Below are 16,779 nucleotides of genomic sequence, written 5' to 3'. Positions count from 1 at the left end.
TTGCCGAATTTTGTTATTTACTCTGACAAAAAATTGCCACGATGAGGGCAGTTTTAGCGGAGGCGGTGAGCAATGGAAAAAGAACGCATTATTCAGGAATTTGTGCCGGGGAAACAGGTTACGCTGGCGCATCTCATTGCGCACCCCGGCGAGGAACTGGCGAAAAAGATCGGCGTTCCCGAAGCGGGCGCTATCGGCATCATGACGCTGACGCCAGGCGAAACCGCCATGATTGCCGGTGACTTAGCTATGAAGGCGGCAGATGTACATATCGGCTTTCTCGATCGATTCAGCGGTGCGCTGGTCATCTACGGCTCGGTAGGTGCGGTAGAAGAAGCGTTATTACAGACGGTAAGCGGTCTGGGTCGGTTATTAAATTTCACTTTGTGCAACCTGACAAAAAGTTAATCAGAGGCGGCGATGAAACGTATTGCGTTTGTCGGTACGGTGGGGGCGGGGAAAACAACGCTCTTTAATGCGCTACAGGGAAATTATTCCCTCGCCAGAAAAACACAGGCCGTGGAGTTTAATGAAAATGGCGATATCGACACGCCAGGAGAATATTTTAGCCATCCGCGCTGGTATCACGCCTTAATTACCACGCTGCAGGATGTTGATACGTTGATTTATATACACGCGGCAAATGATAAAGAAAGTCGCTTACCTGCCGGGCTGTTGGATATCGGCGCCAGTAAACGACAAATCGCCGTTATCAGCAAAACGGACATGCCGGATGCCGACGTCGCCGCAACGCGACAACTACTTCGCGGGATAGGGTTCCAGGAGCCGATTTTCGAACTCAACAGCCATGACCCGCGCAGCGTGCAGCACCTGGTGGATTATCTGACTGAGCTCAGCCAAAAGGAGGAAAGGGCAGGTGAAAAAACTCATCACAGCTAACGATATTCGTGCGGCCCACGCACGCGGCGAACAGGAAATGTCGGTTGTTCTGCGCGCCAGCATCATCACCCCGGAGGCGCGCGAAGTTGCGGAGCTGCTGGGCGTCACCATCAGTGAATGCGATGAATCCGCGCCAACCGTCGCTGCTGCTGCACCGGCTGCGGTGGATGATGGCAAAACGGAAAGCCAGCGCATTCGCGAAACCATCATTGCGCAGTTACCGGAAGGGCAGTTTACCGAAAGCCTGGTCGCCCAACTGATGGACAAAGTCATGAAGGAGAAACAGTCGCTGGAGCAGGGCGGAATGCAGCCGAGCTTTAACTCGGTGACCGGCAAAGGCGGCGTCAAAGTCATCGACGGCAGCAGCGTGAAGTTTGGTCGTTTTGACGGCGCACAGCCGCACTGCGTGGGTTTAACCGATCTGGTGACCGACCAGGACGGTAGCAGCATGGCCGCCGGGTTCATGCAGTGGGATAACGCTTTTTTCCCATGGACGCTGAACTACGACGAAATCGACATGATTCTGGAAGGCGAGCTGCACGTTCGCCACGAAGGCGAAACCATGATTGCTAAAGCCGGGGACGTGATGTTTATCCCGAAAGGCTCCAGCATCGAATTTGGTACGCCATCGACGGTGAAATTTCTGTATGTGGCCTGGCCTGCGAACTGGCAGTCCTGCTAAGGCGGATGTATGAAGGATTTCATTACCGAAGCATGGCTCAGAGCGAATCATACGCTCAGCGAAGGGGCTGAAATTCATCTCCCCGCTGATGCTCGCCTGACGCCATCTGCCCGGGAATTACTGGAAAGCCGACATCTGCGCATTAAGTATATCGACGAGCAGGGTAGCCTGTTTATTGATGACGAAGAACAGCAGCCGCAGCAGGTGCATGGTTTAACCAGCAGCGATACGCATCCACAGGCCAGTTGCGAACTGTGTCATCAACCGGTGGTGAAGAAAGCAGACACGCTGACGCATCTGACAGCGGACAAGATGGTCGCTAAAAGTGACCCGCGCCTGGGATTTCGCGCCGCGCTGGACAGCACCATCGCCCTGGCCGTGTGGTTGCAGATAGAGCTGGCGGAACCGTGGCAGCCGTGGCTGGCGGATATCCGTTCGCGTCTGGGCAACATTATGCGCGCCGACGCTATCGACGAGCCGCTGGCAGCACAAGCTATCGTCGGGTTAAGCGACGAAGATTTACACCGGCTTTCGCATCAGCCGCTGCGCTATCTGGACCACGACCATCTGGTGCCTGAAGCCAGTCATGGCCGTGATTGCGCGTTGCTTAATCTGCTGCGTACCAAAGTTCGTGAAACGGAGACGGTGGCGGCCCAGGTATTCATCACCCGTAGTTTTGACGTGATGCGACCGGACATCATGCAGGCGCTCAATCGCCTTTCCAGTACGGTCTACGTGATGATGATTCTGAGCGTAGCGAAGCATCCACTGACGGTTAGCCAAATTCAACAGCGACTGGGGGAGAAGCAATGATCATTGAACGTGCTCGTCAACTCGCCCAGCGCTCACCTGCACGGGTGGTGTTCCCGGATGCGCTGGATGTTCGGGTGTTGAAAGCGGCAAATTACCTGCATCAGCACGGTCTGGCACATCCTGTTCTCGTCGCCAGTCCGTTTGCGCTGCGCCAGTTTGCCCTCAGCCATCGGGTGGCAATGGATGGCATTCAGGTTATCGACCCGCAAAGCAACCAGTCCATGCGTGAAGAGTTTGCGCTGCGCTGGCTGGCCCGCGCGGGAGATAAAACGCCTGCAGATGCGCTGGAAAAACTCAACGATCCGCTGATGTTCGCCGCCGCCATGGTTAGCGCGGGTAAAGCTGACGTCTGTATTGCGGGCAATTTGTCGTCGACAGCAAACGTGCTGCGCGCTGGGTTACGCATTATTGGGTTACAGCCAGGCTGTAAAACGCTGTCGTCAATTTTCCTGATGCTGCCGCAGTACCTCGGGCCGGCATTAGGGTTTGCCGATTGCAGCGTCGTGCCGCAGCCCACAGCCGCGCAGCTGGCGGATATTGCGATTGCCAGCGCGCAGACATGGCAGGCGATCACCGGTGAAGAACCGCGCGTGGCCATGCTGTCGTTTTCAAGTCAAGGCAGCGCTCGTCATCCTAACGTCGCTAACGTGCAGCAGGCTACGGAGATCGTTCGTGAGCGCGCCCCTCAGCTTACCGTGGATGGGGAACTGCAATTTGATGCCGCCTTTGTTCCGGATGTCGCCGCGCAAAAAGCGCCCGCCAGTCCGTTAAAGGGCAATGCCAATGTGATGGTCTTCCCATCGCTGGAGGCAGGCAATATTGGCTACAAAATCGCCCAGCGTCTGGGAGGGTATCGTGCCGTAGGTCCGTTGATCCAAGGGCTTGCCGCACCGCTTCATGACCTCTCTCGCGGCTGTAGCGTACAGGAAATTATCGAACTGGCGTTGGTGGCAGCAGTGCCGCGTCAGACTGACATGAGTCGTGAAAACGCCTCACACACACTGGTTGTTTAGGTCCCGTTCTGGACCCCTTAATGAGAGGAAAACACAATGGAAGCATTAGGAATGATTGAAACCCGGGGCCTGGTTGCACTGATTGAGGCTTCTGACGCAATGGTTAAAGCGGCACGCGTGAAACTGGTCGGCGTGAAGCAGATCGGCGGCGGTCTGGTTACTGCAATGGTCCGTGGTGACGTAGCGGCATGTAAAGCCGCAACGGATGCTGGTGCTGCTGCTGCACAGCGTATTGGTGAGCTGGTTTCCGTACACGTAATCCCGCGTCCGCATGGCGATCTGGAAGAAGTGTTCCCGATCAGCTTTAAAGGCGACAGCAACGACATGTAAGTCGTCCATGTGACGCCACAGACTTCATTGCTGGCGTCACCCTCTCTCCTTTTCACATTACCTTCTGCGGAGGGTAGGGGGAGGTTTTACCTGAAATATGCCACGGAGGCGCGTATGAAACTGGCAATCGTCACAGGACAAATTGTTTGTACCGTACGCCATCAGGGGCTCGCGCACGACAAGTTGCTGATGGTGGAAATGATTGATGCCTGCGGAAATCCCGACGGGCAATGTGCTGTTGCTATCGACAGCATTGGGGCGGGAACCGGAGAGTGGGTGCTGCTGGTCAGCGGAAGCTCAGCCCGTCAGGCGCACCGTAACGAATCATCACCTGTCGATCTGTGCGTGATTGGCATTGTTGATGAAGTGGTGGCAGGTGGTCAGGTGATCTTCCATAAATAAGGCAGAAAATCATGAATCAACAGGATATTGAACAGGTCGTGAAAGCGGTACTGCTGAAAATGAAAGACAGCAGCCAACCCGTCAGTGCCGTTCAAGAAATGGGCGTTTTTGCCTCCCTGGATGACGCAGTGGCGGCAGCAAAACTGGCCCAGCAAGGGCTGAAAAGCGTTGCCATGCGCCAACTGGCTATCACGGCTCTACGTGAGGCGGGCGAAAAACATGCCCGAGAATTAGCGGAACTTGCCGTCACAGAAACCGGCATGGGACGCGTTGAAGATAAATTTGCCAAAAATGTGGCGCAGGCACGCGCCACGCCGGGCGTGGAATGCCTGTCTCCACAGGTTCTGACCGGTGATAACGGCCTGACGCTGATTGAAAACGCGCCGTGGGGTGTGGTGGCCTCGGTGACACCGTCCACCAACCCGGCTGCGACCGTTATTAACAACGCCATCAGCCTGATTGCGGCTGGCAACAGCGTGGTCTTCGCACCGCATCCGGCTGCCAAGGGCGTGTCTCAGCGCGCTATCACTCTGCTTAACCAGGCGGTAGTTGCTGCAGGCGGACCGGCAAACCTGCTGGTTACCGTGGCCAATCCGGATATTGAAACCGCCCAGCGTCTGTTTAAGTACCCAGGCATCGGCCTGCTGGTGGTGACCGGCGGTGAAGCCGTAGTGGATGCCGCGCGTAAGCACACCAACAAACGTCTGATTGCCGCCGGTGCGGGAAATCCGCCGGTGGTGGTTGATGAAACGGCTGATCTGGCACGCGCAGCCCAGTCGATCGTCAAAGGCGCTTCGTTTGACAACAACATTATCTGCGCCGACGAAAAAGTGCTGATCGTGGTCGATAGCGTCGCTGATGAGCTGATGCGTCTGATGGAAAGCCAGCATGCAGTCAAGCTGACCACGGCTCAGGCCGAACAACTGCAACCGGTGCTGCTGAAAAATGTCGATGAACGCGGTAAAGGCACGGTCAGTCGTGACTGGGTGGGTCGCGACGCAGGAAAAATCGCTGCGGCGATTGGTCTGAACGTACCGGAGCAAACCCGGCTGTTGTTCGTCGAAACCTCTGCGACTCACCCGTTTGCCGTAACCGAACTGATGATGCCGGTTCTGCCGGTCGTGCGGGTCGCCAACGTCGATGAGGCCATTGAACTGGCGGTCAAGCTTGAGGGCGGTTGTCACCATACGGCGGCGATGCACTCGCGCAATATCGACAACATGAACCGCATGGCAAACGCCATTGATACCAGCATTTTCGTTAAGAACGGACCGTGCATTGCCGGTCTTGGACTCGGCGGCGAAGGCTGGACCACGATGACCATTACCACGCCAACCGGGGAAGGGGTGACCAGCGCACGCACGTTTGTGCGTCTGCGTCGCTGTGTGTTGGTGGATGCCTTCAGAATTGTATAAGGAGTGAACGATATGGCGCACGACGAACAACGTTGGCTGACACCCAGATTGCTAAAAGCGGCAACGCTATGTAACCAGACGCCCGTAAAGAGCGATTCACCGCTGTGGCTGGGCGTGGATTTGGGGACGTGTGACGTGGTGTCGATGGTTGTCGACAGTGACGGACAGCCGGTTGCGGTTTGCCTGGACTGGGCCGACGTCGTGCGCGATGGCATCGTCTGGGATTTCTTCGGTGCGGTGACTATCGTTCGTCGCCATCTCGATACGCTCGAACAACAGTTGGGTTGCCGCTTTACCCACGCGGCAACCTCGTTTCCACCGGGAACTGACCCACGGATCTCGATCAACGTGCTGGAATCTGCCGGGCTTGAAGTCAGTCATGTGCTCGATGAACCGACCGCGGTGGCGGACCTGTTGCAGCTTGATAACGCTGGTGTGGTGGATATCGGTGGCGGTACCACCGGGATTGCGATTGTGAAGCGAGGCAAGGTGACTTACTCCGCCGATGAAGCGACCGGCGGGCACCACATTTCTCTGACGCTTGCCGGGAACCGTCGCATCCAGTTGGAAGAGGCGGAGCAGTACAAACGCAGCAACGGTAAAGAAATCTGGCCGGTGGTTAAGCCGGTCTACGAAAAAATGGCGGAAATTGTGGCTCACCATATTGCCGGACAGGGCGTGGCTGATTTATGGCTGGCCGGTGGTTCCTGTATGCAGCCGGGCGTTGATGAACTGTTTCGTAAGCGTTTCCCGGAACTGCAGGTGCATTTACCCCAGCACAGCCTGTTTATGACCCCGCTGGCGATTGCAAATAGCGGAAAAGAAAAAGCGGAAGGAATCTATGCAAGCTGAATTGCAGACCGCGCTCTTTCAGGCATTCGATACCCTGAATCTGCAACGCGTAAAAACGTTTAGCGTTCCACCGGTTACGTTGTGTGGACTGGGAGCGCTCAGTACCTGCGGACAGGAAGCACAAACGCGCGGCCTGACGCATATGTTCGTCATGGTCGACAGTTTCCTGCACCAGGCGGGGATGACCGCCGCACTGGAACGCAGCCTGGCGATGAAAGGCGTGGCGATGACGCTGTGGCCATGTCCGGTGGGCGAACCGTGCATTACGGACGTCTGCGCGGCGGTCGCGCAACTGCGTGAATCGAAGTGCGATGGCGTAGTGGCCTTTGGTGGTGGTTCCGTATTGGATGCCGCAAAAGCCGTGGCGTTGCTGGTGACCAATCCCACCCAGACGCTGGCAGACATGGACGAGAGCAGCGCGTTACGCCCGCGTCTGCCGCTGATTGCCGTACCGACTACCGCCGGAACGGGTTCAGAAACCACTAATGTCACGGTGATTATCGACGCCGCGACCGGGCTTAAAAAAGTGCTGGCCCACGCAACCCTGATGCCGGATGTGGCGATTCTTGACGCCGCGCTGACGGAAGGTGTGCCCGCACACGTAACGGCGATGACCGGGATCGATGCGCTGACGCATGCCGTTGAAGCGTATAGCGCTCTGAACGCGACGCCGTTTACCGACAGTCTGGCGATTGGCGCGATTGCGATGATAGGTAAATCGCTGCCGAAGGCCGTTGGCTATGGTCAGGATCTGGCGGCGCGAGAAAGCATGCTACTGGCTTCCTGTATGGCCGGGATGGCGTTTTCCAGCGCGGGACTGGGCCTGTGTCACGCGATGGCGCACCAGCCGGGTGCGACGCTGCACATTCCACATGGACAGGCTAACGCCATGCTGCTGCCCACAGTAATGGGGTTCAACCGCATGGTGTGTCGTGAGCGTTTCAGCCATATCGGACGGGCGTTAACCAACAAGAAGTCGGACGATCGCGATGCCATCAACGCCGTCAGCGAGCTGATTAGCGAAGTGGGCCAGACCAAACGACTCTCTGACGTTGGGGCAAAGCCCGAGCATTACAGCGCATGGGCTCACGCCGCGCTGGAGGATATTTGTATTCGCAGTAACCCACGCACCGCCACGCAGGCCGACATTATCGCGTTGTATGCGGCGGCACAATAAATACACATATGACAGGGAGTGAAGGTTATGGGAATTAACGAAATCATCATGTACATCATGATGTTCTTTATGCTGATTGCCGCCGTGGACAGGATCCTGTCGCAGTTCGGCGGTTCGGCACGCTTCCTCGGTAAGTTCGGGAAGAGTATTGAGGGATCGGGCGGCCAGTTTGAAGAAGGTTTTATGGCGATGGGCGCGCTGGGTCTGGCGATGGTCGGTATGACCGCGCTGGCACCGGTACTGGCGCATGTGCTCGGGCCGGTGATTATTCCACTGTACGAAATGTTGGGCGCGAACCCGTCGATGTTTGCCGGAACGCTGCTGGCGTGCGATATGGGCGGCTTCTTCCTGGCGAAAGAACTGGCGGGCGGCGACGTTGCGGCGTGGCTGTACTCTGGCCTGATCCTCGGGGCGATGATGGGGCCGACGCTGGTCTTCTCTATTCCGGTTGCGCTGGGGATTATTGAGCCGTCCGACCGTCGTTATCTGGCGCTGGGCGTGCTGGCGGGGATCGTCACCATTCCGATTGGCTGTATTGCGGGTGGTTTGATCGCGATGTACTCCGGTGTCGAAATCAACGGGCAGCCGGTGGAGTTCACCTTCGCGCTAATCCTGATGAACATGATCCCGGTGCTGATCGTTGCCGTGCTGGTGGCGCTGGGACTGAAATTCATCCCGGAAAAAATGATCAACGGCTTCCAGATCTTCGCGAAATTCCTGGTGGCGCTGATCACCATCGGTCTGGCGGCAGCGGTAATCAAATTCCTGCTCGGCTGGGAACTGATTCCGGGTCTTGATCCTATCTTCATGGCACCGGGTGACAAGCCGGGTGAAGTGATGCGCGCCATCGAAGTTATCGGTTCTATCTCCTGCGTGCTGCTGGGTGCGTACCCAATGGTACTGCTGCTGACCCGCTGGTTTGAAAAGCCGCTGATGAGCGTCGGTAACCTGTTAAAAATCAATAATATCGCGGCTGCGGGCATGGTGGCGACGCTGGCGAACAACATCCCAATGTTCGGCATGATGAAGAATATGGATACCCGCGGCAAAGTGATCAACTGCGCTTTTGCGGTCTCCGCAGCCTTCGCACTGGGTGACCACTTAGGTTTCGCCGCGGCCAACATGAACGCGATGATCTTCCCAATGATTGTCGGCAAGCTGATTGGCGGCGTGACGGCGATTGGTGTGGCTATGCTGTTGGTACCGAAAGACGAAGATGTTCCAGCACCAGCAGAAACCAACCCGGAGGCGCAATCGTGAATACTCGCCAGCTACTCAGCGTCGGTATCGATATCGGCACCACCACCACTCAGGTGATCTTCTCACGCCTTGAGCTGGTCAACCGTGCGGCAGTGTCGCAGGTGCCGCGTTACGAATTCATCAAACGCGAAATTAGCTGGCAAAGCCCGGTGTTCTTTACCCCCGTTGATAAGCAGGGCGGGTTGAAAGAGGCCGAACTTAAGGCGCTGATCCTCGCCCAGTATCAGGCGGCCGGAATTGCGCCTGAGACCGTCGATTCCGGCGCGATCATCATCACCGGAGAAAGTGCCAAAACCCGCAACGCGCGACCAGCGGTGATGACGCTCTCTCAGTCGCTGGGGGACTTCGTGGTTGCCAGCGCCGGTCCGCATCTGGAATCAGTGATTGCCGGTCACGGCGCAGGGGCTCAAACCCTGTCAGAGCAGAAGTTGTGCCGCGTACTGAATATCGACATCGGTGGCGGGACGTCGAACTACGTCCTGTTCGATGCCGGAAAAGTCAGCGGTTCGGCCTGCCTGAACGTCGGCGGACGACTGCTGGAAACGGACGGTCAGGGGCGGGTGGTGCATGCGCATCAGCCAGGACAGATGATTGTTGATGACGTATTTGGTCCAGGCACCGACGCCCGAACCCTTAATGCGGCGCAGCTTGTTCAGGTGGCTCGACGGATGGCGGCGCTGATCGTTGAGGTGATTGACGGCACGCTGTCACCGCTGGCGCAGGCGCTGATGCAAACCGGTCTGTTGCCGACGGGTGTGAAGCCGGAAGTGATTACGTTGTCCGGCGGGGTGGGCGAGTGCTACCGCAACCAGCCTGCCGATCCATTCTGTTTTTCCGATATTGGGCCGCTGTTAGCGACGGCGCTGCATGAACATCCGCGCCTGCGTGAGATGAACGTGCAGTTCCCGGCGCAAACCGTGCGCGCCACGGTGATTGGCGCCGGTGCGCATACGCTGTCGCTTTCGGGCAGCACCATCTGGCTGGAAGGTGTGGCGCTTCCGCTGCGCAATCTGCCGGTGGCGATTCCGGTTGATGAGGCTGATTTGGTGGCCGCCTGGCAACAAGCACTGATGCAGCTCGATCTGGACCCGCAAACAGACGCTTACGTGCTGGCGCTGCCCGGTTCGCTGCCGGTGCGCTACGCCGCGCTGTTAACGGTTATTGATGCGCTACTGGCCTTTGTCGCACGCCATCCGAATCCGCATCCCCTGCTGGTGGTAGCCGAGCAGGATTTTGGTAAAGCCCTGGGCATGCTGTTACGCCCACAGTTACAGCAACACCCGCTGGCAGTCATCGATGAGGTGGTTGTCCGGGCGGGGGACTATATCGACATTGGTACGCCTCTTTTTGGCGGATCGGTTGTGCCGGTGACGGTGAAATCACTCGCATTTCCTTCCTGAGGGAACGACTTATGAAACTAAAGACCACATTGTTCGGCAATGTTTATCAGTTTAAGGATGTTAAAGAGGTGCTGGCAAAAGCCAACGAACTGCGTTCGGGGGATGTGCTGGCAGGGGTAGCTGCAACCAGTTCGCAAGAGCGAGTGGCGGCCAAACAGGTGCTGTCGGAAATGACGGTAGCGGATATCCGCAACAACCCGGTGATTTCCTATGAAGAGGACTGCGTGACGCGTCTGATTCAGGACGACGTCAACGAAACGGCCTATAACCGCATCAAAAACTGGAGTATCAGCGAGCTGCGCGAGTACGTGCTGAGCGATGAAACCTCCGTTGATGACATTGCGTTTACGCGCAAAGGATTAACGTCGGAAGTGGTCGCAGCGGTAGCAAAAATCTGCTCTAACGCGGACCTGATCTACGGCGGTAAGAAAATGCCGGTGATCAAAAAGGCCAACACCACCATTGGTCTGCCGGGCACCTTCAGCTGTCGTTTACAGCCGAACGACACCCGTGATGACGTGCAGAGTATTGCGGCACAAATCTACGAAGGGCTGTCCTTCGGGGCGGGCGATGCGGTGATTGGCGTTAACCCGGTAACAGATGACGTGGAAAACTTAAGCCGCGTACTTGATACCGTGTACGGCGTCATCGACAAATTCAATATCCCGACCCAGGGCTGCGTCCTGGCGCACGTTACTACCCAGATCGAAGCCATTCGTCGCGGCGCGCCGGGCGGGCTGATTTTCCAGAGTATCTGCGGCAGCGAGAAAGGCTTAAAAGAGTTTGGCGTTGAGCTGGCCATGCTGGATGAAGCGCGTGCAGTGGGCGCTGAGTTTAACCGTATCGCCGGGGAAAACTGCCTGTACTTCGAAACCGGACAAGGGTCTGCGCTTTCTGCTGGCGCTAACTTCGGCGCCGATCAGGTGACGATGGAAGCACGTAACTACGGTCTGGCGCGTCACTACGATCCGTTCCTGGTGAACACCGTTGTCGGCTTTATCGGGCCGGAGTATCTCTATAACGACCGTCAGATTATTCGCGCGGGTCTGGAAGATCACTTTATGGGCAAGCTGAGCGGCATCTCAATGGGCTGCGACTGCTGCTATACCAACCATGCTGATGCTGACCAGAACCTCAACGAAAACCTGATGATTCTGCTCGCCACCGCAGGCTGCAACTACATCATGGGCATGCCGCTCGGTGACGACATCATGCTCAACTATCAGACCACCGCCTTCCACGACACCGCGACCGTGCGCCAGCTGCTGAACCTGCGTCCGTCGCCGGAGTTTGAACGCTGGCTGGAAACCATGGGCATTATGGCAAACGGTCGCCTGACCAAACGGGCGGGCGATCCGTCACTGTTCTTCTGATGACGCGGGGATGACACACGATGGATCAAAAACAGATTGAAGAAATTGTACGCAGCGTGATGGCGTCAATGGGTGAGTCGCAGCCGCAGGCGCAAGCGCCGGCAGTACAAGCGCAATGCAGCACCACCCAGTGCGCCGCGCCGACCGGTGAAAGCTGTGCGATGGATTTAGGCTCAGCCGAGGCTAAAGCGTGGATTGGCGTTGAGAATCCGCACCGCGCAGAGGTGTTGACTGAACTGCGTCGCAGCACTGCGGCGCGTGTATGTACCGGTCGAGCCGGTCCACGTCCGCGTACCCAGGCGCTGCTGCGCTTCCTGGCCGACCACTCGCGTTCGAAAGATACGGTATTGAAAGAAGTGCCGGAAGAGTGGGTAAAAGCCCAGGGGCTGCTGGAAGTGCGCTCGGAAATCAGTGACAAAAACCTGTATCTGACGCGTCCGGATCTGGGGCGCCGTCTGAGTGCGGAAGCCATTGAAGCGCTGAAATCACAGTGTGTAATGAACCCGGATGTGCAGGTGATTATCTCTGATGGCCTGTCTACGGACGCTATCACCGCTAACTACGAAGAGATTCTGCCGCCGCTGTTGTCTGGCTTAAAACAGGCCGGATTGAAGGTCGGGACGCCGTTCTTTGTTCGCTATGGTCGCGTGAAAATCGAAGATCAGATCGGCGAACTGCTGGGCGCGAAAGCGGTGATCCTGCTGGTTGGGGAACGTCCGGGCCTGGGCCAGTCGGAAAGCCTTTCTTGCTACGCCGTCTATTCGCCGCGTGTGGCGACGACCGTTGAAGCTGACCGTACCTGTATCTCGAACATTCACCAGGGCGGTACGCCACCGGTTGAAGCGGCGGCGGTCATTGTGGATTTGGCCAAGCGCATGCTGGAGCAAAAAGCATCCGGCATCAATATGACCCGTTAAGGAGGCATCATGCCAGCATTAGATTTGATTAGACCTTCAGTCACCGCAATGCGCGTGATTGCCTCGGTAAATGACGGTTTTGCCCGTGAACTTAAATTACCGCCACATATACGTAGCCTCGGACTCATCACAGCAGATTCTGATGACGTGGCGTATATTGCCGCAGACGAAGCGACAAAACAGGCAATGGTGGAAGTGGTTTATGGCCGCTCGCTGTATGCCGGCGCGGCGCACAGTCCCTCTCCAACTTCGGGTGAAGTGCTGATTATGCTCGGTGGACCCAACCCGGCAGAAGTTCGCGCAGGTCTGGACGCGATGGTAGCCAATATTGAAAGCGGCGCGGCGTTTCAGTGGGCGAATGACGCAGAAGATACCGCCTTCCTGGCGCATGTGGTTTCGCGTACCGGCTCGTATCTCTCGGCGACCGCAGGATGCCGGCTTGGCGATCCGATGGCGTATCTGGTGGCGCCGCCGCTGGAAGCGACATTTGGTATTGATGCTGCGCTGAAATCGGCTGATGTACAACTGGTGACTTACGTTCCGCCGCCGTCAGAAACCAACTATTCGGCTGCGTTTATGACCGGTAGCCAGGCTGCTTGTAAAGCTGCATGTAACGCCTTTGCCGATGCCGTTCTGGATATTGCCCGTAACCCAATCCAGCGCGCGTAAGAGAGGTTGTGATGATCAATGCACTGGGATTACTGGAAGTGGATGGCATGGTCGCTGCCGTGGATGCGGCGGATGCCATGCTGAAAGCCGCGAACGTGCGCCTGCTTAGCCACGAAGTGCTCGATCCTGGCCGGTTGACGCTGGTGGTGGAAGGCGATCTGGCGGCGTGCCGCGCAGCGCTGGATGCCGGTAGCGCCGCTGCTGCGCGTACAGGCCGTGTTATCAGCCGTAAGGAAATCGGCCGACCGGACGATGATACCCAGTGGCTGATCGGCGGTTTTAAGCGCCAGCCGAAGAAACCAGAACAGAAGCCAGAAGTGAAAACAGATGTAAAAACGCAGAAGACGCAGGACGCCCCGTTGACGCCTGAATCCTCTGATCAACTTCTGACGCTGTTGGCATCGGTCCGTCAAGGAATGACGGCAGGGGAAGTGGCTGCCCACTTTGGCTGGTCACTTGATGAAGCCAGAAAGGCGCTGGAACAGCTCTTTTCTGACGGAGCGTTGCGTAAACGCAGTAGTCGCTATCGCTTAAAAAATTAACCTGTCGGAGGGCCGGGGGCTTCGTTGAAGCTTCCGGCTTAAAAGATCATGAAAAAGAACCGTACTGCAAACCTGCACCATCTTTATCATGAAGCATTACCCGAAGACGTTAAACTTACGCCGAAAGTGGAGGTGGACAACGTTCACCAGCGGCGAACAACGGATGTGTATGAGCATGCGCTGACGATTACCGCATGGCAGCAGATCTACGACCAGTTGCATCCGGGAAAATTTCATGGCGAGTTCACGGAAATCCTGCTCGATGATATTCAGGTGTTCCGTGAATACACCGGACTGGCGTTGCGTCAGTCGTGTCTTGTCTGGCCGAATTCTTTCTGGTTTGGTATTCCGGCCACGCGCGGCGAACAGGGATTTATTGGCACCCAGTGTCTGGGGAACGCTGAAATTGCCACCCGCCCTGGCGGGACAGAGTTTGAACTGAGTACGCCGGATGATTACACCATTCTGGGTGTCGTCATTTCGGAAGAGGCGATTGCCCGTCAGGCCAACTTCCTGCATAACCCGGAAAGAGTGCTGCATATGCTGCGCAACCAGTCGGCGCTGGAAGTGAAAGAACAACACAAAGCCGCGTTATGGGGCTTTGTGCAGCAGGCGCTGGCGACGTTTAGCGAAAATCCGGAAAACCTCCATCAACCTGCGGTACGCAAAGTGCTGGGCGATAACCTGCTGCTGGCGATGGGCACTATGTTGGAGGAGGCGCAGCCGATTATCACGGCTGAGAGCATCAGCCATCAGAGCTATCGTCGCCTGCTGTCGCGTGCGCGGGAATATGTGCTGGAAAATATGTCAGAACCGCTGACTGTGCTCGATCTGTGTAATCAACTGCACGTCAGCCGCCGGACGTTGCAAAACGCCTTTCACGCGATCCTTGGTATCGGTCCGAATGCCTGGTTAAAACGCATTCGCCTGAACGCCGTACGTCGCGAGCTGATAAGCCCGTGGTCGCAGAGTACGACGGTGAAAGACGCCGCCATGCAGTGGGGGTTCTGGCATTTAGGGCAGTTTGCCACTGACTACCAGCAGCTGTTTGCGGAAAAACCTTCATTGACGCTGCATCAGCGCATGCGCCAGTGGGCATGATGCGATGAATGTGCCGGATGTGACGCAAATGCGTTTTATCCGGCCTGGGGGCTGGTATTGTCTGGGGTTACACCCAGTCGCGAACCTGAATAAACGCGCTAAGGGCGGCTTCCGGGCTGTTCGCTTCCGGCTGCCAGTCATACTCCCAGCGCACCAGCGGCGGCATCGACATCAGAATCGATTCCGTACGGCCGCCGGTCTGCAGACCGAATAACGTGCCGCGATCCCACACCAGGTTAAATTCCACATAGCGTCCGCGACGGTAAAGCTGAAAATTGCGTTCACGTTCGCCCCAGCTCATTGCTTTGCGGCGCTCAACGATGGGCAGATACGCTTCGGTATAGCCTTGACCTACCGCCTGCATAAAGGCGAAGCTGTGGTCGAAATCCGGCGTATTCAAATCATCGAAAAACAGCCCGCCAATGCCGCGCTGTTCGTTGCGATGCTTGAGGAAGAAGTAGTCATCGCACCACTTCTTGTAACGGGGATAAACGTCTTCGCCGAACGGCTGGCACAGATCTCGCGCCGTGCGGTGCCAGTGAACCGCATCCTCATCAAAGCCGTAGTAGGGCGTTAAGTCAAAGCCGCCGCCAAACCACCAGACCGGGTCAGTGCCCGGTTTTTCCGCGATAAAAAATCGCACGTTGGCATGACTGGTCGGAATGTAGGGATTCTGCGGATGTACCACCAGCGAGACGCCCATGGCCTCAAAGCTGCGTCCCGCAAGCTCGGGGCGATGGGCGGTAGCCGAGGCCGGCATTGCCTCGCCGTGAACGTGGGAGAAGTTGACGCCCGCTTGCTCGAAAATACCGCCGTTACGCAGCACCCGGCTGCGCCCGCCACCGCCTGCTTCACGTTGCCAGTTATCCTCAACAAACTCGGCGCCGTCTACGGCGGATAACTGCTGGCAAATATCATCTTGCAGGCTGAGCAGGAACTGTTTTACGCGCTGTGCATCGGGCTTCATGGTTAACGTTTCTTCGAGTGTGCTTTCTGGTTATCAAACCAGTGGAAATAGCTGATGATGCCATTGGCGATAGCGGTGGCGATTTTCTGGCGAAATGCCGCCGTACCCAGCAGACGTTCTTCTTCCGGGTTGGTAATGAACGAGGTTTCGACCAGTACCGACGGAATTGATGGTGATTTTAGCACCACGAAGGCGGCTTGTTCCGTGCTGCGGCTGTGAAGACGGTGTACCGGCTTGATCTTCTTGAGAATATGCGAGCCTAACGTCAGGCTGTTTTTAATGGTATCCGTTTGCACCAGATCGAACAGCACCTGCTGCAGCAAATGGTCTTTATCGGTGGTCTTCTTCCCGGCCACTTCATCGGCCCGGTTTTCACGATCGGACAGATACTTCGCCATGGCGCTACTGGCACCGCGATTGGACAACGCAAAGACCGACGCACCTGCAGCGCTCGGATTGGTAAAACCATCGGCGTGGATCGACATGAACAGGTCCGCGCCATGCTTATGTGCGATCTCGACGCGATCGTAAAGCGGAATAAATGTATCGCCGGAGCGCGTCAGGCGCGCATCAATCCCCTGGTTGCGTAGAATCGAGCGCACGTTTTTGGCAATCGCCAGTACCACGTGCTTTTCCTTCGACCCATTGCGACCAATTGCGCCGGTATCAATCCCTCCGTGACCCGGATCAAGGACAACAACGCGCTTAGCGCCGGCTTTTTTCGCTTTCGGTTTGCTGTGTCCATTGCTGGTCTTAAGCGCTTCTTCTTTAGCGATGGCTTGCGACATGCCTGACAGCGTTAGGGCGGCCAGCCCGGCTTTCAACACCTGGCGGCGCGATGTGAGTGTTTTTAGTGGTTTAAAAGTGCTCATACGGCCTGAGTTGTAAAAAAAGGTTCTAAACGTTATATCGTATCGCGTTGTCCGTTGCGACGGATCGGGATAAGAATTGTTTTACTTTTCATTT

Annotated in this window: 19 protein-coding genes; 17 read left to right on the top strand and 2 right to left on the bottom strand. The window is 56.7% G+C overall.

What is annotated here, in order from left to right; translation table 11 throughout:
* Nucleotides 1-72: 72 nt before the first annotated feature.
* From eutS to eutR, 17 genes are all read left to right on the top strand, one after another.
* A complete protein-coding gene (eutS, locus tag GPJ68_RS17775; protein WP_003037995.1) occupies nucleotides 73-408 on the top strand; it encodes an ethanolamine utilization microcompartment protein EutS in 336 nt (111 codons plus the stop codon).
* 12 nt (nucleotides 409-420) lie between these two features.
* On the top strand, nucleotides 421-900 hold the full coding sequence (eutP, locus tag GPJ68_RS17770) for an ethanolamine utilization acetate kinase EutP (RefSeq protein WP_016153958.1): 480 nt from the start codon (nucleotides 421-423) through the stop codon (nucleotides 898-900).
* The gene (gene eutQ, locus GPJ68_RS17765) at nucleotides 878-1,582 is read left to right on the top strand and encodes an ethanolamine utilization acetate kinase EutQ (RefSeq protein WP_049270083.1); all 705 of its coding nucleotides are present in this window, start codon (nucleotides 878-880) and stop codon (nucleotides 1,580-1,582) included. Before eutP ends, eutQ begins: the two co-directional genes overlap by 23 nt.
* A gap of 9 nt (nucleotides 1,583-1,591) precedes the next feature.
* Nucleotides 1,592-2,395: an ethanolamine utilization cob(I)yrinic acid a,c-diamide adenosyltransferase EutT gene (gene eutT / locus GPJ68_RS17760; RefSeq protein ID WP_019077358.1), complete on the top strand. Its 804-nt coding sequence runs from the start codon at nucleotides 1,592-1,594 to the stop codon at nucleotides 2,393-2,395.
* Nucleotides 2,392-3,408, top strand: a complete 1,017-nt coding sequence (pta, locus tag GPJ68_RS17755) for a phosphate acetyltransferase (protein ID WP_016153955.1) — start codon at nucleotides 2,392-2,394, stop codon at nucleotides 3,406-3,408. Before eutT ends, pta begins: the two co-directional genes overlap by 4 nt.
* A gap of 36 nt (nucleotides 3,409-3,444) precedes the next feature.
* The gene (eutM, locus tag GPJ68_RS17750; RefSeq protein WP_003835054.1) at nucleotides 3,445-3,738 is read left to right on the top strand and encodes an ethanolamine utilization microcompartment protein EutM; all 294 of its coding nucleotides are present in this window, start codon (nucleotides 3,445-3,447) and stop codon (nucleotides 3,736-3,738) included.
* A 114-nt stretch (nucleotides 3,739-3,852) separates the two neighbouring features.
* Nucleotides 3,853-4,140 carry an ethanolamine utilization microcompartment protein EutN gene (gene eutN, locus GPJ68_RS17745; protein ID WP_016153954.1) on the top strand — a complete coding sequence of 96 codons (288 nt, stop codon included), beginning with the start codon at nucleotides 3,853-3,855 and terminating at the stop codon, nucleotides 4,138-4,140.
* Between the two features lie 11 nt (nucleotides 4,141-4,151).
* On the top strand, nucleotides 4,152-5,555 hold the full coding sequence (locus GPJ68_RS17740) for an aldehyde dehydrogenase family protein (protein ID WP_016153953.1): 1,404 nt from the start codon (nucleotides 4,152-4,154) through the stop codon (nucleotides 5,553-5,555).
* 12 nt (nucleotides 5,556-5,567) lie between these two features.
* Nucleotides 5,568-6,407 carry an ethanolamine utilization protein EutJ gene (eutJ, locus tag GPJ68_RS17735; protein WP_016153952.1) on the top strand — a complete coding sequence of 280 codons (840 nt, stop codon included), beginning with the start codon at nucleotides 5,568-5,570 and terminating at the stop codon, nucleotides 6,405-6,407.
* Nucleotides 6,397-7,584, top strand: coding sequence for an ethanolamine utilization ethanol dehydrogenase EutG (eutG, locus tag GPJ68_RS17730; protein ID WP_016153951.1), 1,188 nt, complete (start codon nucleotides 6,397-6,399; stop codon nucleotides 7,582-7,584). The genes eutJ and eutG overlap by 11 nt, the downstream gene beginning before the upstream one ends.
* A gap of 27 nt (nucleotides 7,585-7,611) precedes the next feature.
* Nucleotides 7,612-8,844, top strand: coding sequence for an ethanolamine utilization protein EutH (gene eutH / locus GPJ68_RS17725; RefSeq protein ID WP_016153950.1), 1,233 nt, complete (start codon nucleotides 7,612-7,614; stop codon nucleotides 8,842-8,844).
* Nucleotides 8,841-10,244: an ethanolamine ammonia-lyase reactivating factor EutA gene (gene eutA, locus GPJ68_RS17720; RefSeq protein WP_016153949.1), complete on the top strand. Its 1,404-nt coding sequence runs from the start codon at nucleotides 8,841-8,843 to the stop codon at nucleotides 10,242-10,244. The genes eutH and eutA overlap by 4 nt, the downstream gene beginning before the upstream one ends.
* Nucleotides 10,245-10,255: 11 nt before the next feature.
* Nucleotides 10,256-11,617, top strand: a complete 1,362-nt coding sequence (eutB, locus tag GPJ68_RS17715) for an ethanolamine ammonia-lyase subunit alpha (protein ID WP_003038029.1) — start codon at nucleotides 10,256-10,258, stop codon at nucleotides 11,615-11,617.
* Nucleotides 11,618-11,637: 20 nt separating this feature from the next.
* Nucleotides 11,638-12,534, top strand: a complete 897-nt coding sequence (eutC, locus tag GPJ68_RS17710; RefSeq protein WP_016153947.1) for an ethanolamine ammonia-lyase subunit EutC — start codon at nucleotides 11,638-11,640, stop codon at nucleotides 12,532-12,534.
* Nucleotides 12,535-12,543: 9 nt separating this feature from the next.
* Complete coding sequence (eutL, locus tag GPJ68_RS17705; protein WP_016153946.1) at nucleotides 12,544-13,203, top strand: ethanolamine utilization microcompartment protein EutL; 660 nt, start codon at nucleotides 12,544-12,546, stop codon at nucleotides 13,201-13,203.
* 11 nt (nucleotides 13,204-13,214) lie between these two features.
* Nucleotides 13,215-13,745: an ethanolamine utilization microcompartment protein EutK gene (gene eutK, locus GPJ68_RS17700; RefSeq protein ID WP_016157100.1), complete on the top strand. Its 531-nt coding sequence runs from the start codon at nucleotides 13,215-13,217 to the stop codon at nucleotides 13,743-13,745.
* Nucleotides 13,746-13,793: 48 nt separating this feature from the next.
* Entirely contained in the window at nucleotides 13,794-14,846 is a 1,053-nt protein-coding gene (gene eutR, locus GPJ68_RS17695; protein ID WP_019077354.1) for an HTH-type transcriptional regulator EutR, read from the top strand.
* A 67-nt stretch (nucleotides 14,847-14,913) separates the two neighbouring features.
* On the opposite strand, the gene hemF is transcribed toward eutR, so the two are convergent.
* A complete protein-coding gene (gene hemF, locus GPJ68_RS17690; RefSeq protein WP_016157099.1) occupies nucleotides 14,914-15,813 on the bottom strand; it encodes an oxygen-dependent coproporphyrinogen oxidase in 900 nt (299 codons plus the stop codon).
* 2 nt (nucleotides 15,814-15,815) lie between these two features.
* Nucleotides 15,816-16,685: an N-acetylmuramoyl-L-alanine amidase AmiA gene (gene amiA, locus GPJ68_RS17685; protein ID WP_016153942.1), complete on the bottom strand. Its 870-nt coding sequence runs from the start codon at nucleotides 16,683-16,685 to the stop codon at nucleotides 15,816-15,818.
* Nucleotides 16,686-16,779: the final 94 nt, after the last annotated feature.

It is taken from the genome of Citrobacter sp. 172116965 (genome assembly GCF_013458095.1).
GTDB classification, from domain to species: domain Bacteria; phylum Pseudomonadota; class Gammaproteobacteria; order Enterobacterales; family Enterobacteriaceae; genus Citrobacter; species Citrobacter braakii.
The sequence above is the reverse complement of the archived record's forward strand: the minus strand, read 5'-3'. Positions and strand labels throughout refer to the sequence as shown.